Source organism: Massilia sp. P2_C2 (assembly GCF_056404615.1).
On sequence record NZ_JBFUDR010000043.1, the window covers coordinates 15899 to 29781 of the forward strand.

Genomic DNA, 13883 nt, shown 5'->3' on the forward strand with positions numbered 1-13883 from the left:
TAAACGTCAAGAATGAAGGCGTGTGTTGATTCGTAGGGTGTGTGGGGTGCCCACCCTACGGTCCTCAGGCTGCGCGTTTTTTGATGCTGMCGGAAAGCAGCTCCTGCCTGCGCACCCGATACTCGGCCACGGCCTTTTCCTTGACGTGCCCGAAGCCGCGGATCTGCTCCGGCAGCGCCGCCAGCTCGACGGCGACGGCGTGGTTGGCGGCATCCAGCGACGGCAGCAGCGCCTCGATCATGTCACGGTATTCGGCGATGAGGGCGCGCTCCATCCGGCGCTCGGCCGTATGGCCGAACACGTCGAACGCGGTGCCGCGCAGGCCTTTCAGCTTCGCGAGCAGCCTGAACGCGCGCCACATCCACGATCCGAATTCGGCTTTCACGAAATGGCCGTTGGCGTCCTTCTTCGCGAACAGCGGTGGCGCCAGGTTGAATTTCACGCTGAACTTCCCGTCGAACTGGCTGTGCAGCTGTTCGACGAAACGGCCGTCCGTGTACAGGCGCGCCACTTCGTACTCGTCCTTGTAGGCCAGCAGCTTCGCGTACGACTTCGCCACGGCCATCGCCAGCCTGTTGCCGAGGCCAAGACCAGCCTCACGCTCGCGCACGCGTGCGACCAGCGTCTCGTACTGCGCCGCATAGGCCGCGTCCTGGTAACCGGTCAGGAACTCGACGCGCTTCCTGATCACGCTGTCGAGATTCTGCGGCATTTGCATGACCACCGGCTGCGCCGGGAGCGCCGTGCGTTCGACGCGCTCGAGGTCGACGGCGGCGCGGCGGCCCCACAGGAAGCTGCGCTGGTTCGATGCGACGGCCACGCCATTCAGTTCGATGGCGCGCAGCAGCGCCGCTTCCGACAGCGGCACGAGACCCTTTTGCCACGCATAGCCCAGCATGAACAGGTTGGCCGCGATCGAATCGCCCATCAGTGCCGTCGCCAGCTTCGTCGCGTCGAGGAAGTCGGCGCCCCGCTTGTCCCCTGCCTTGCCGCCGACCGCTTCCACGATCAGCGAACGCACCTGATCGGCGGGGAATTCCCAGTCTCTCTGCTGGGCGAAGGTGCCGGTCGGCTGCTCGTGCAGGTTGACGACGACCATCGTGCGGCCCGGGCGCATCTTCGAGATGGCGTCCGCGGCGCCCACCGTCAGCATGTCGCAGCCCAGCACGAGGTCGGCCTCGCCGGTGGCGATGCGCTGCGCGCGCAGGCGGTCCGGCGTCTCCGCGATCTTCACGTGCGACGTGACGGAACCGTTCTTCTGGCTCATGCCCGTCATGTCCAGCACGGACGCGCCCTTGCCCTCGAGGTGGGCCGCCATGCCCATCAGCGCGCCCACGGTGATGACGCCGGTGCCGCCGATGCCGTTGATCAGGATGTTGTAGGGCGCCGCGATCGACGGCAGCGCGGGCGTGGGCAGCGGGCCCCAGCCGTCGTCGCCGTCCTGTTTGCTGGCGCCGGCCTTGTTCTTGCGGAGTGTCCCGCCTTCGACGGTGGCGAAGCTCGGGCAGAAGCCCTTCGCGCACGAATAATCCTTGTTGCACGCCGACTGGTCGATGGCACGCTTGCGGCCGAATTCCGTTTCCTTCGGCAGGATGGCCACGCAGTTCGACTGGATGCCGCAATCGCCGCAGCCTTCGCACACGGCTTCGTTGATCACCATGCGCTTTGCAACGTCCGGAAATTCTCCCGTCTTGCGGCGCCGGCGTTTCTCGGCCGCGCAGGTCTGGTCGTAGATCAGCACCGTCACGCCCGGGATCTCGCGCAGTTCGCGCTGTACGTCGTCCATTTTGCTGCGGTCGTACAGCGTGACCTCGGCCGGCAACGCGGAGCGATCCTCGTAGCGCGACAGGTCCTCGGTGACGAGGGCGATGCGCCTGACGCCTTCGGCCGCCATCTGGCGCGCGATCAGCGGCACGGACGTCGTGCCGTCCACGGGCTGGCCGCCCGTCATCGCGACCGCGTCGTTGTACAGGATTTTATAAGTGATGTTCACGTTGGCCGCGATGGCGGCGCGCACGGCGAGATAACCCGAGTGGAAATAGGTGCCGTCGCCCAGGTTCTGGAACACGTGCGGCACCCTGGAAAACGCGGCCTGCCCGATCCACGGCGCGCCTTCGCCGCCCATGTGCGTCGTCAGCTTGTTCATCTCGGGGTAGATCGACGTGGCCATCACGTGGCAGCCGATGCCGGCCAGCGCGAACGACCCGTCGGGTACCTTCGTCGACGTGTTGTGCGGGCAGCCGGAGCAGTAGAACGCGGGACGGAACGGCGTCGTCACGGCTTTCATCAAGACCGCATCCTTCGCTTCCAGGAAGGCGAGGCGCGCCTTGATCAGGTCGCGCGTGCGCTCGTCGAGATTCAAACGGGTGATGCGGCCGGCGATCACGCGCGCCACCTGCGCGACGGAGAAATCGGCCTTCGGCGGCAGCAGCCATTCGCCGCGCGGCGCGACCCATTCTCCCTTTTCGTCGAACTTGCCGATCACGCGCGGGCGCACGTCGTCGCGCCAGTTGTACAGCTGTTCCTTGAGCTGGTATTCGACGACCTGGCGCTTTTCTTCCACGACGAGGATCTCGTCCAGGCCTTGCGCGAATTCGCGCACGCCTTCCGGTTCCAGCGGCCAGATCATCGCCACCTTGAACAGGCGCAGGCCGATCTTAGCAGCCATCGCCTCGTCGATGCCCAGTTCTTCCAGCGCTTCCAGCACATCCACGTACGATTTACCGGACGCGATGATGCCGAGCTTCGCATCCGGGCTGTCGATCGTCGTGCGGTTCAGCCTGTTCTCGCGCGCATACGCGAGGGCCGCGTAGATTTTATAGTCCTGCATCAGCGCTTCCTGGTTGCGCGCCTGCTGGCCCAGCGGGATCGCCGACAGCCGCGTATTCAGGCCGCCTTCCGGCATCGCGAAATCCTGCGGGATCTTGACGTCGACGCGGAACGGATCGGCGTCGACGGAGGCGCTCGATTCCACCGTGTCGGCCAGCGCCTTGAACGCGACGGCCAGGCCGGAAAAGCGCGACATCGCCCAGCCGTGCACGCCCAGGTCCAGGTATTCCTGCACGTTCGACGGGTACAGCACGGGGATCATGCAGGCGGCGAAGATGTGGTCGGACTGGTGCGGCAGGGTCGACGAATACGCGCCGTGGTCGTCGCCCGCGACGAGCAGCACGCCGCCGTTCTTCGCCGTGCCGGCATGGTTCATGTGCTTGAAGACGTCGCCGCAGCGGTCCACGCCCGGGCCCTTCGCGTACCACATCGCGAACACGCCGTCGTATTTCGCGGGGCCGATCAGGTCCACCGTCTGCGTGCCCCAGATGGCCGTCGCGGCCAGGTCCTCGTTCACGCCGGGCACGAACCGGATGGACTTTGCTTCCAGGTGATCCTTGGCCTTCCACAGGTTCTCGTCCAGGCCGCCCAGGGGCGAGCCGCGATAGCCGGAGACGAAGCCGGCCGTGTTCAGGCCGGCGCGCTCGTCGCGCAGCTTTTGCATCATCGGCAGGCGTACGAGGGCCTGGATGCCGGACAGGAAGATCTTGCCGGAGGTGGCGGTGTACTTGTCGTCGAGGCTGACGTCGTGGAGGGGAGCGGGAACGGCGGGCGTGGCAGGGACGGACGCGGATGCGCCCTGGCCCAGGACGGTGTCAGGCATGTTGTCTCCAAACTTTGTGGTTTCAGGTGGGCCACTGCCGGTGACGCGCCGGGTAGGCGCTGGCCGGAAGGGGCCCGGTGCCGCTTTGGCGGCTCTTACAACCAGTGTAGAGACAAGTTGACGTATACGGAAATACGGATTGGGGATAGGGCTATAAGAAAAACTTATCGCCGTTTCCTGCGGCGCGCGTCCTTGAAGCGCGCCAGGGTCGTGTCCTCGTCACGCTGGCCGAACGCGTAATTGGTCTCGAGCCAGATGGCGTTGATGATGGCGAGGGTCAGCGCGAAGCCCAGGCCCAGGATCCAGGAGAAATACCACATGACGTCGTCCTTTCAGTTTTTCAGTAAGCGGTGTGCGTGTTGTCGCGGATGTGCTGTTCGGTGACCTTGCCGCGCACGACGCGGTACACCCAGCCCGTGTAGGCCGCCACGATGGGCAGCATCACGATGACGACCCAGAACATCACGGACAGCGTGCGATGGCTGGACACGGCATCCCACGCCGTCAGGCTGTGCGCCGGCAGCAGCGACGAGGGCAGCACGAACGGAAACATGGCGGCGCCCGCCGTCAGCACGATGCCGGCGACGGCCGTGCCGCTCGCGAGGAACGCGGCCAGCGGACGGCGCGCGGCGCTGAACGCGAAGGCGAACACACCGCCGGCGATGCCCAGTGCGGGCAGGGTCCACAGCAGCGGCCAGCGGCCGAAGTTGTTCATCCAGGCGCCGGTGGCGCGGGTGACGGTCTTCGCGTCGGGCAGGAACACGCTGTTCGCATCCGGCATGGCCGCGATGCGATAACCGTCGATACCATGGGCGATCCACAGGCCGCCCTGTGCGAACAGCAGCACGGTCAGCGCGGCGGCGCCCAGGGCCATCGTGCGTGCGCGCCCGGCCACGGCGCCTTCGGTCTTTTGCTGCAGGTACGTTGCGCCGTGCAGCACCAGCATGGCCAGCGACAGCACGCCGCACAGCAGGCCGAACGGATTGAGCAGGTCGAAGAACGTACCCGTGTATTCCAGGCGCAGCATGTCGTCGTAGCGGAACGGCACGCCCTGGAACAGGTTGCCGAAGGCGACGCCGAAGATGACGGGTGGGACGACGCCGCCGGCGAACAGGCACCAGTCCCAGGTGGCGCGCCAGCGCGGGTCGGGCAGCTTGTTGCGGTAGTCGAAGCCGACGGGGCGGAAGAACAGCGCGAACAGGCACAGCAGCATCGCGACATAAAAGCCCGAGAACGCGGCGGCGTACACGAGTGGCCACGCGGCGAAGATGGCGCCGCCGGCCGTGATCAGCCAGGTCTGGTTGCCTTCCCAGGTGGCGCCGATCGAATTGATGACGACACGGCGTTCGGTGTCGTTGCGGCCGACGAAGGGCAGCAGCGCGCCCACGCCGAAGTCGAAGCCGTCGGTGAGCGCAAAGCCCACCAGCAGCACGCCGACGAAGCACCACCAGATGAATTTATAGGTTTCGTAGTCGAACAGCATATCGGTTCCTTCGTGGGTTCAGGCGGCCGCRGCGTGGTCGTCGGCGCGGGACAGCGGGGTCTCGCCGTGGTAGCGGCCCGTGTGCAGGCTGGCCGGGCCGAGCCGGGCATACTTGACCATCAGGCCCATCTCGACGACGAGCAGCAGCGTGTAGAAGCCGAGGAAGCCGGCCAGGCTGAACCACAAACTGCCGGCGGACAGGCTCGAAGCCGAGAGGTGCGTGGGCAGCACGCCGGCGATGGTCCACGGCTGGCGGCCGTATTCGGCCACGACCCAGCCCAGTTCGGCGGCGACCCACGGCAGCGGGATCGCGATCACGCACAGCTTCAGCAGCCAGCGCTGCGGCGCGAGGTTGCGGCGCACCATGAAGTAGACGGAGGCGCCGAAGATGAACAGGAACAGGAAGCCGAGGAAGACCATGCCCCGGAACGACCAGAACAGCGGGGCGACTTTCGGGATCGTGTCGGCGGCGGCTTGCCGGATCTGGGCGTCGGCGGCGTCGACGACGTTCGGGGTGTATTTCTTCAGCATCAGGCCATAGCCGAGGTCGTTCTTGACGGCGGCGAACGCGGCCCGGGCTGTGGGCGACCTGTCGCCACCCTTCAGGCGCAGCAGCGCGGCATAGGCCTCTTTGCCCTTGCGGATGCGCGCCTCGTTCTCCGCGCGCAGTTCCTTGATGCCGGCCACCTGGCCATCTGTCGAACGGGTGGCGATCAGGCCGAGCACGTACGGGATGCGCACGGCGTAGTGGGTGGTCTGCTGTTCGTCGTCGGGGAAGCCGAACAGCGTCAGGCCTGCCGGCGCCGCCTCCGTTTCCCAGGCCGCTTCGATGGCCGCCAGTTTGACTTTGTTGACCTCGCCCGCCGTATAGCCGGATTCGTCGCCCAGCACGATCACGGACAGGGTCGACGCGAGGCCGAATGCGGCCGCGATGGCGAAGGAGCGCAGCGCGAACTGCACGTCGCGCGCCTTCAGCAGGTACAGCGCCGAAATGCCTAGCACGAACATCGACGCGGTGACATAGCCGGCCGCCGCCGTGTGCACGAACTTCACCTGCGCGACCGGATTGAAGATGACGTCGGCGATCGATACGAGCTCCATGCGCATCGTGTCGAAATTGAACTCGGCGCCGACGGGGTGGTTCATCCAGCCGTTGGCGATGAGGATCCACAGCGCCGACAGGCTCGAGCCGAGCGCGACGCAGAACGTCACGACCAGGTGCTTGCCCTTCGACAGACGGTCCCAGCCGAGGAAGAACAGGCCGACCATCGTGGATTCGAGGAAGAAGGCCATCAGGCCCTCGATCGCCAGCGGGGCGCCGAAGATGTCGCCCACGTAGTGCGAGTAATAGGCCCAGTTCGTGCCGAACTGGAATTCCATCGTGATGCCGGTGGTGACGCCCATCGCGAAGTTAATGCCGAACAGCTTGCCCCAGAACTGGGTCATGTCCTTGTAGATCTGGCGCCCGGTCATCACGTAGACGGACTCCATGATGACGAGGATCCAGGCCAGGCCGAGGGTCAATGGAACGAACAGGAAGTGATACAGCGCGGTGGCTGCGAACTGTAGCCGTGACAGGGCTACGACATCGTCGAGCGGTGGCATGTCGAACTCTTATTTCTTGGTGGAGGAAACGGGGGCGGCCGGTACGGCGAACAGGTGGCGCTCCACCTGGCCGGCCGGCAGCAGCATGTGCCGGGTCTGCGGATGCGAGAAGCAGGCGAACCAGAGGCCGTACAGCGCAAGGCATTTGACGGCGACGGTGAGAAGCAGCGTCCGGGCCAGGCGTGCGCGGCGCGGGTGGGGCAGGGCAGCGGTGTTCATTTGCGTCTTCAAAAAATCGATGCGCATCGATCAGGATGAGGTAGCGCAACGATGACGCAAGGTTAATGTTTCACTTTTGAAAAATCCTTGATGCAAGTCAAAAAGCCCGGACGCCCGGTGCGGCCGGCTTTAACCCGCGAGGGGACGCGCGCCGATCCAGGCGCCGCCGGCGCACAGCCCATGCGCCACCTGGACCACGAGCCGGCTGACGGCCGCCGCCGCATTGGTGAGCGGGATATTGCGTGAGGTGCAAAGGACGACTGTGCGTGCGATGTCCGGATCGTGGATGGCGAGCGCGCGCATGGCGCCGCGCTCGACCTCGGCCTGGACCGGCGCCACCGGCAGGATGGTGGCGCCCATGCCGGCCAGGATGGCCGACTTCAGGATCGCGATGGAATTGATCTCGATGACATCCCGCGTGGCCAGGCCCGCCGCGCGCGCCGTGCTCTCGATGCGCGGCCGTACGCCGTGCTGCAGGCCCGGCAGGATGAGTGTGGTGTCCAGGACGTCGCGCAGCGCGAGGCTGTCCCGCCCGGCGGCCTCGGGCGCGTCGGCGCGGCRGATGAAGCGCAATTCTTCCTCGACGAGGGGCGTGGCGGTGAAGCTGCCGAGCTGGCCGTCGTCGAACAGCACGGCCAGGTTGATGCGGCCGGCGCGCAGCTGCTCGGCCAGGCTGCCGGTGATTTCCTCGGTCAGCTGCAGCGTGATTTCGGGATAGCGCTGGCGGATCGCGGTCAGCAGCGGCAACGCGAGGGCGCCGGAAATACTGTGCGGCAGGCCGAGCGTGACGCTGCCGGACGGCCGCTCCGCCGATTGCACGACGGCCGCCTGCGCATCCGCCACCTGCTTGAGGATCGCCTGGGCATGCTCATAGAACACCTTGCCGGCATCGGTGCTGAGCACGCCCTGGGCCGAGCGGTGCAGCAATTGCACACCCAATTCTTCTTCAAGCTGGCGCAATTGCTGCGTCAGCGCCGGCTGCGCCACGTGCAGGACCAGGGCCGCGCGCGACAGCGAGCCGTGGTCCACGATGGCAACGAAATAGCGCAGCTGGCGAAGTTCCATTTTGTAAATATTTGTATCTCAATAACAACATGATGACCATAAGTTTATACTTGGCAACTTTCTTGTCATCAAGTTGTTATTATTGAACGGTGCCGGTCGCGGCGAGATTAACACAACCCCGAACCCTCTCATGCTCAAGAAACTCGATTCGTCCCAGCTGCGCGTCGGGATGTTCATCCACGATCTGGATTGCGGCTGGATGGACCATCCATTCCTCCGCAACCGCTTCGCCATCACGTCCGAGGACGAGATCCGCAAGATCCTCGCATCCGGCATTCGCAGCGTGACGATCGATTGCACACGCGGGCCGGACGTGGCCGACGCGCCCACGGTCGCCGAGGTCGAGGCGGTGACGGAGGCCGAGGTCGCCGCGCTCGCCGCCAAACCGGTGCCGCCGCTACGCACCACCCTGGCCGAGGAATTCGACCGTGCCACGGTGATCCGGCGCCAGGCCGCGGGCCTCGTCAAGACCGTGATGCAGGATGCGCGCCTGGGCAAGGCGGTGGAACTGGACCAGGTGTCGCCGGTGGTCGAGAACATCACCGCATCGATCCTGCGCAATGCATCCGCGTTGCTGGGCCTGTCCGTCATCAAGAACAAGGACGATTACACGTTCCTGCACTCGGTCAGCGTGTGCACCCTGCTGGTCGCATTCTGCCGCTCGCGCGGGATGGACGCCGAGACGACATACCAGGCCGGCATCGGCGGCCTGCTGCACGACACCGGTAAAGCCCTCGTCCCGGACCATATCCTGAACAAGCCGGGGCGCCTGACCGACGAGGAATTCGACGTTGTCCGGCGCCATCCGAAGGACGGCTACGACATCCTGCGCCGTTCGGCCGGGATCGGCGCCATTCCGCTCGACATCACGCTGCACCACCACGAGCGGCGCGACGGCACCGGCTATCCGGACGGCCAGGGCGAGCAGGACACCAGCGAGCTGGCGCAGATGGCGGCGATCGTGGACGTGTACGACGCCATCACGGCCGACCGTTGCTACCACAAGGGTATGCCGGCCGCGGAGGCGCTGCGCAAGATGTATGAGTGGAGCAAGTTCCATTTCAGTCCGGCGCTGACCCAGGAATTCATGCGCTGCGTCGGCATCTACCCGGTCGGTACGCTCGTCCTGCTGGAGTCCGGGCGCCTGGGCGTCGTGGTGGAGCCGCATGAGACGAGCCTGCTCACGCCCAGGGTCAACGTGTTCTACAGCACGAAGAGCCAGACTTATATCAAGCCGGAGACGGTGGACCTGGCGCGCGGCCTGGGCTTTGGTGGTGGCGACAGGATCGTGCGCCACGAGGCGCCGGAAAAATGGCAGGTCGACCCGCTGCGCTTCCTGCAGGTGGCTTGAGCGCGCAAGGCGCGTTCAAAAGAATTCGGCGGTGTCGTTGGAGGCGACGGTCTGCAGCAGGCCGTGCGCGACGAGGTCGTCGTAATGGCAGGCGCGGTTGCGCCCATTGCTCTTCGCGTAGTACAGCGCCTGGTCGGCATGGCCCAGCGTGACCACCGGCGATTCGTAGGCGCGGATGCTGACGAAACCGACGCTGACCGTGACCTGGCCCACCTGCGGGAATACGTGGCTTTCGACGCTGGCGCGGAAGCGTTCGATGATCTTCCAGGCATTGTCCAGCGTGGTGGAGCGCAGCAGCACGACGAATTCTTCGCCGCCGAAGCGGAACACGCGGTCCTGGGCGCGGAACGCCGACTGCAGCAGGTTGGCGATCAGGATCAGCACTTCGTCGCCGTACAGGTGGCCGAACTTGTCGTTGACGGCCTTGAAGTGGTCGACGTCGACGACGGCCAGCCACTGTTTTTCCTCGGCATGGTGCTGGCGCCGCTCGGGCTGGCCCGGCAGGCGCGCCTCCGGCTCGTGGGCGCACTGCAGCATGCGCGCCAGCTGGTCGTCGAACGTCTTGCGGTTGAGCAGGCCGGTGAGGGAATCGCGCTCGCTGTAGTCGAGCAGGTTCTGGAAATTGCGGTAGACGCCGACGATGCCACCGATCATGTACACGGCGTCGTGCGAAAACGCCTTGTCGTCGCGGATCTCGAGGCAGGTCGTGACCTTGTCGCCGAACCAGATCGGCAGCCACAACACGCGCGTGCCGTCCGTCAGGAGGGCTTGCGCGCTGGCCTGGCGCTCGCCGAGGCAGCGTTTCAGTTCGGGGAAGGCAGTGACGGGATCGCCCAGGGCACCGTCGGGCATGTCTTCAAGATACGCCGTGCCACCTCTCGCGATGCTCGCGCGGGCACGCAGGTATTGCTGTCCAGACACGGTCGTGATGGTCAGTATGCGCGTCCGCTGCGCGCCCGCCAGCTCCTGCACGGCCGAGATCACGGAAATATCCAGCATCGCGTGATCGCGATGGCCGGTCATGTCCACCATGTGTTTCAGAAGCGAATCCATGTCGTTCTCGGCAATGTAATCAACCGACCTGCGGGCTTGGCAGCCGCCGTCGCGTTCGCAGAATCTGGCATTTCACAAAGAGCAAGCCGAACAGGATATAGCGTTTTTATATTCTAAGCAATTATGCAAATGCAATTTTTTTAGCCTGAGTGAACTTTCTCAAAGCAAAACGACACAGCGCTCGTGGAAGGGAACGGCGTTCCGATTCCTTAGAACAAAAAATAGTTCCTTGAGGCAAATTTGTGGGTCATCAAGTTGCCGTGCGGCACCAAATTTTATAGTGAACTCACTGACACGGAACGCAGCAAGCCAGCTAAAAAAAGTGACTTGACCTGCGCTCTCCGGCCAGTGCAGTTCTTATCCACCCACCATATGGGAGTTTGTCATGAGCAATTTCATCTCCGCCGTCAAAACCTTTGCTGCTGACGAGAACGGTGTGACGGCCATCGAGTATGGCCTGATCGCTGCCCTGATCGGCGTCGCGATGGCAGCTTCGGCGAAAACCATCGGCGAGAAGGTGAATGCGGTGTTTACCTACGTCGCGGGCCAGCTGGTCACCCCGTAATGTAGCGGCAGCCCTCCGGGTTTCCGGCCCGGGGGGCTTTTTTTCGGGAGTCGTCATGCAAATCGAACAATACCGCGATACGCTGCTCCTGCTCATGGTAAGTATCGCCGCCGTCAACGACCTGGCGACGCGGCGCATTCCCAACCGTCTTCTGCTCGCCGGCCTGGCCGGCGCGCTGCTCCTGCACGCGTTGTCCGCCGAACCGGACGCCGCGCTGCTGTCCGCGCTCGGCGGCATGCTGCTGGGCCTCGCGATCTTCCTGCCGTTCTATCTGGTGCGCGGCATGGCTGCCGGCGACGTCAAGATGATGGCCGTCGTCGGCTTCTTCACCGGTCCCACCGAAGCATTCCAGATCGCCATCTTCACGTGGTGCGCCGGCGGCTTGATGGCGCTGTTGCTGATCGTGTTGCGCAGCCGCCTGCGGCAGGCCTTCGTCAACGTCGGCCACCTGTTGTCCGGCACGACGCTCCCGCAGAGTGCCGGGGCGATGCCCTATGGCGTGGCCATCGCGCTCGGCACGATCGTTGTCCTCGTCACTCATTATGGATGAGTCCGCTCTTGGCGAAGCTCAAGGGTGGCCAAAAGACCGCTCGCTAGAATCATTCTGACCTGTTTCGGAAAACAAGCAAGGCAAGGGGGTTCCCGATGTTTGAAACGCTATCGACAGGCAGTACCGCGACGGGCCCACGCGCCGCGCAACCGGCAGCGGCGGGCGGTCCGGAAGTCGCACCGATCCTGCCACGCCAGGCCAAGACCGTGCGCGATACCGGTCTCGAACCGCGCTTCGTGACGGACCTGGTGCTCAAGACGATCGAGGCCACCGGCAAGGCGCCGCTGCCCCTGCTGGCCGGCAAGCTGCGGCTGTCGATCAGCGTGCTGCGCGAGATCCTCAATCCGCTGATCGCGGAACAGCAGGTGGAAGTCGCGTGGTGCGGCGAGTCCGATATCGACATGCAATACCAGCTGACCGCGATCGGCCAGCGCGGCGCGCTCGACGCCCTGGCGCGTTGCCGCTACGTCGGTCCGGCGCCCGTCACGCTCGCCTCGTATCGCGCCGTGGTCGAACGCCAGGCATTGCGCCATGCCGATGCCGAGCGCATCACGCCCGCGCAACTGGCCGGCGCGCTCGGCGAGGATGGCCTGACGCCGGCCGCGCGCGACGTGCTGGGCGCGGCCCTGTACGCGCGCCGTTCGCTGCTGCTGTACGGCCCGTCCGGCGGCGGCAAGACGACGCTGGCGCGCAAGCTCGGGCGCCTGCTGCCGGGCCCGATCGCCGTGCCGTATGCCTTGATGGCGGGGCGCCAGGTGATCCGCCTGTACGATCCGGCCGTGCACGTGGCGCCGCCGCCGGTCGCGCGCCAGCATGAGGAACGGCGCAGCTGCGACGCGCGCTGGACCGTGTGCCAGCGTCCGCTCGTCCACGTCGGCGCCGAACTGGGGCGCGACATGCTCGACCTGCGCTACGACGCGGAAGAGGGCGTGTACCACGCGCCGCCGCACCTGCAGGCGAACAACGGCATGCTCGTGCTCGACGACGTCGGTCGCCAGCGCATCGCCGCCGCCGAGCTGTTGAACCGCTTCATCGGCCCGCTGGACGCAGGTTGCGACCAGCTGTCGCTGCAGGGCGGCCAGGCCGAACTGATGCCGTTCGATGCCGCCGTCGTGTTCGCGACCAATCTGGCGCCGGGGAACGTGTTCGACGACGCCGCGCTGCGCCGCATCGGCTACAAGGCGGAGATCGGTGCCTGGTCGCCGCACGCCTACCGCGCCCTGCTGCGCCGCCAGTGCCGGATGCGCCGCATCGAGGCCGAGGACGCCGCGGTCGACCACCTGGTCGACCGACTGCACCCGCAATCCGGGCGCCCGTTGCTGGCCTGCTATCCGGGCGAACTGCTCGACCGGGTCGCCGATTTCGCCGGCTTCGCCGGAACCGAACCGCACCTCACCATCGCGGCGGTCGAGCAGGCCTGGCGCAGCATGTTCATCGCCGGCACGACGGAGGCCGCAAAATGAAAAACAAGCGTGCCATCCTCGTCATGACCGTCGCGGTCCTGTTCGGATTCGCGGCCGTCGTGTTCGCATCGAGCTGGTTGCTCAAGCACCCGGACAACAGCAGCGGCCGCATCGTCGTGGCCGCCACCGACATCAGCCTCGGCCAGCGACTGACGCCCGACATGTTCAAGTTGGCCGACTGGCCCGCCAACAGCCTGCCGAGAGACGCCTTCCGGGATCCGCAGAAGCTCGGCGGCCGTGTCCTGAAGACCAATCTGCTCATGGGCGACCCGGTCAGCGAAGCGAAGCTGGCGCCGGCCGGCACGCTCGGCGGGCTGTCGGCGCTGATCACGGAAGGCAAGCGCGCGATCACGGTGCGCGTGAACGACGTGATCGGTGTCGCGGGCTTCGCGCTGCCCGGCAACTACGTCGACATCATCGTCAGTACCCAGAAGGACGTGCCGCCCGGTGCCGACGCCCGCCAGCAGAACATCTCGAAGATCGTGCTGGAGCGGATCCTCGTGCTGGCCGTTGCGCAGGAAGTCAATCGCGACGAGACCAGGCCGAAAGTCGTCAACGCGGTCACCCTGGAAGTCACGCCGGAGCAGGCCGAGAAGCTCGACCTGGCACGCAGCGTCGGCACGCTGTCGCTGGCGCTGCGCAACCAGGTCGATCCGCAGTCGGCCAGCACCGAAGGCGCGACCAAGCTGACCCTGCTGCCCGAAGCGCCGCCGCCGGCGCCGCGCAAGAGCGCACCGAAGCCGGCACCGGCGGTGCGTCCCGCGCCGGTGGTGGTCAAGGTGGCGGCGCCGGTGCGGCGCGACTGCGTCACCGTGCTCAACGGCCTGCGCATGTCGCAGGAGTGCTTGTGAACTTCAGCCAGGGTATAGCCATGAAC

12 protein-coding genes are annotated in these 13883 nt (G+C 65.7%); 5 read left to right on the forward strand and 7 right to left on the reverse strand.

Features of this window, described 5'->3' with window-relative positions:
* Nucleotides 1-64 precede the first annotated feature (64 nt).
* The 6 genes from AC1DYX_RS07735 to AC1DYX_RS07760 all read right to left on the reverse strand — a co-directional run bounded on the left by AC1DYX_RS07735 (nt 65) and on the right by AC1DYX_RS07760 (nt 8024).
* Nucleotides 65-3652, reverse strand: coding sequence for an indolepyruvate ferredoxin oxidoreductase family protein (locus AC1DYX_RS07735; RefSeq protein WP_477257962.1), 3588 nt, complete (start codon nt 3650-3652; stop codon nt 65-67).
* A gap of 164 nt (nt 3653-3816) precedes the next feature.
* The gene (gene cydX, locus AC1DYX_RS07740) at nt 3817-3972 is read right to left on the reverse strand and encodes a cytochrome bd-I oxidase subunit CydX (protein ID WP_477257964.1); all 156 of its coding nucleotides are present in this window, start codon (nt 3970-3972) and stop codon (nt 3817-3819) included.
* Between the two features lie 20 nt (nt 3973-3992).
* Complete coding sequence (gene cydB / locus AC1DYX_RS07745) at nt 3993-5135, reverse strand: cytochrome d ubiquinol oxidase subunit II (RefSeq protein ID WP_477257966.1); 1143 nt, start codon at nt 5133-5135, stop codon at nt 3993-3995.
* Between the two features lie 18 nt (nt 5136-5153).
* Nucleotides 5154-6740 carry a cytochrome ubiquinol oxidase subunit I gene (locus AC1DYX_RS07750; RefSeq protein WP_477257968.1) on the reverse strand — a complete coding sequence of 529 codons (1587 nt, stop codon included), beginning with the start codon at nt 6738-6740 and terminating at the stop codon, nt 5154-5156.
* Between the two features lie 9 nt (nt 6741-6749).
* Nucleotides 6750-6959 carry a cytochrome oxidase putative small subunit CydP gene (gene cydP / locus AC1DYX_RS07755; protein ID WP_477257970.1) on the reverse strand — a complete coding sequence of 70 codons (210 nt, stop codon included), beginning with the start codon at nt 6957-6959 and terminating at the stop codon, nt 6750-6752.
* 129 nt (nt 6960-7088) lie between these two features.
* Nucleotides 7089-8024 carry a LysR substrate-binding domain-containing protein gene (locus AC1DYX_RS07760; protein ID WP_477257972.1) on the reverse strand — a complete coding sequence of 312 codons (936 nt, stop codon included), beginning with the start codon at nt 8022-8024 and terminating at the stop codon, nt 7089-7091.
* 130 nt (nt 8025-8154) lie between these two features.
* Between AC1DYX_RS07760 and AC1DYX_RS07765 the strand changes: the two genes are divergently transcribed.
* Nucleotides 8155-9375: an HD-GYP domain-containing protein gene (locus AC1DYX_RS07765; protein ID WP_477257974.1), complete on the forward strand. Its 1221-nt coding sequence runs from the start codon at nt 8155-8157 to the stop codon at nt 9373-9375.
* Nucleotides 9376-9390: 15 nt separating this feature from the next.
* Here the strand turns inward: AC1DYX_RS07765 and AC1DYX_RS07770 are convergent, their stop codons facing one another.
* Nucleotides 9391-10428, reverse strand: coding sequence for a GGDEF domain-containing protein (locus AC1DYX_RS07770; protein WP_477257976.1), 1038 nt, complete (start codon nt 10426-10428; stop codon nt 9391-9393).
* A 385-nt stretch (nt 10429-10813) separates the two neighbouring features.
* On the opposite strand from AC1DYX_RS07770, the gene AC1DYX_RS07775 reads away from it, so the two are divergent.
* From AC1DYX_RS07775 to cpaB, 4 genes are all read left to right on the forward strand, one after another.
* A complete protein-coding gene (locus AC1DYX_RS07775) occupies nt 10814-10993 on the forward strand; it encodes a Flp family type IVb pilin (RefSeq protein WP_477257978.1) in 180 nt (59 codons plus the stop codon).
* Between the two features lie 55 nt (nt 10994-11048).
* Nucleotides 11049-11543 carry an A24 family peptidase gene (locus AC1DYX_RS07780; protein ID WP_477257980.1) on the forward strand — a complete coding sequence of 165 codons (495 nt, stop codon included), beginning with the start codon at nt 11049-11051 and terminating at the stop codon, nt 11541-11543.
* A gap of 95 nt (nt 11544-11638) precedes the next feature.
* The gene (locus AC1DYX_RS07785; protein WP_477257982.1) at nt 11639-13006 is read left to right on the forward strand and encodes an ATP-binding protein; all 1368 of its coding nucleotides are present in this window, start codon (nt 11639-11641) and stop codon (nt 13004-13006) included.
* Nucleotides 13003-13857: a Flp pilus assembly protein CpaB gene (gene cpaB, locus AC1DYX_RS07790; protein ID WP_477257984.1), complete on the forward strand. Its 855-nt coding sequence runs from the start codon at nt 13003-13005 to the stop codon at nt 13855-13857. The genes AC1DYX_RS07785 and cpaB overlap by 4 nt, the downstream gene beginning before the upstream one ends.
* Nucleotides 13858-13883 lie beyond the last annotated feature (26 nt).

Coding starts and splice junctions, on each gene's coding strand:
- cydX (WP_477257964.1), bottom strand. CDS start 3,972: ATGTGGTATTTCTCCTGGATCCTGGGCCTGGGCTTCGCGCTGACCCTC.
- cydP (WP_477257970.1), bottom strand. CDS start 6,959: ATGAACACCGCTGCCCTGCCCCACCCGCGCCGCGCACGCCTGGCCCGG.
- cydB (WP_477257966.1), bottom strand. CDS start 5,135: ATGCTGTTCGACTACGAAACCTATAAATTCATCTGGTGGTGCTTCGTC.
- cpaB (WP_477257984.1), top strand. CDS start 13,003: ATGAAAAACAAGCGTGCCATCCTCGTCATGACCGTCGCGGTCCTGTTC.
- AC1DYX_RS07785 (WP_477257982.1), top strand. CDS start 11,639: ATGTTTGAAACGCTATCGACAGGCAGTACCGCGACGGGCCCACGCGCC.
- AC1DYX_RS07775 (WP_477257978.1), top strand. CDS start 10,814: ATGAGCAATTTCATCTCCGCCGTCAAAACCTTTGCTGCTGACGAGAAC.
- AC1DYX_RS07765 (WP_477257974.1), top strand. CDS start 8,155: ATGCTCAAGAAACTCGATTCGTCCCAGCTGCGCGTCGGGATGTTCATC.
- AC1DYX_RS07780 (WP_477257980.1), top strand. CDS start 11,049: ATGCAAATCGAACAATACCGCGATACGCTGCTCCTGCTCATGGTAAGT.
- AC1DYX_RS07770 (WP_477257976.1), bottom strand. CDS start 10,428: ATGGATTCGCTTCTGAAACACATGGTGGACATGACCGGCCATCGCGAT.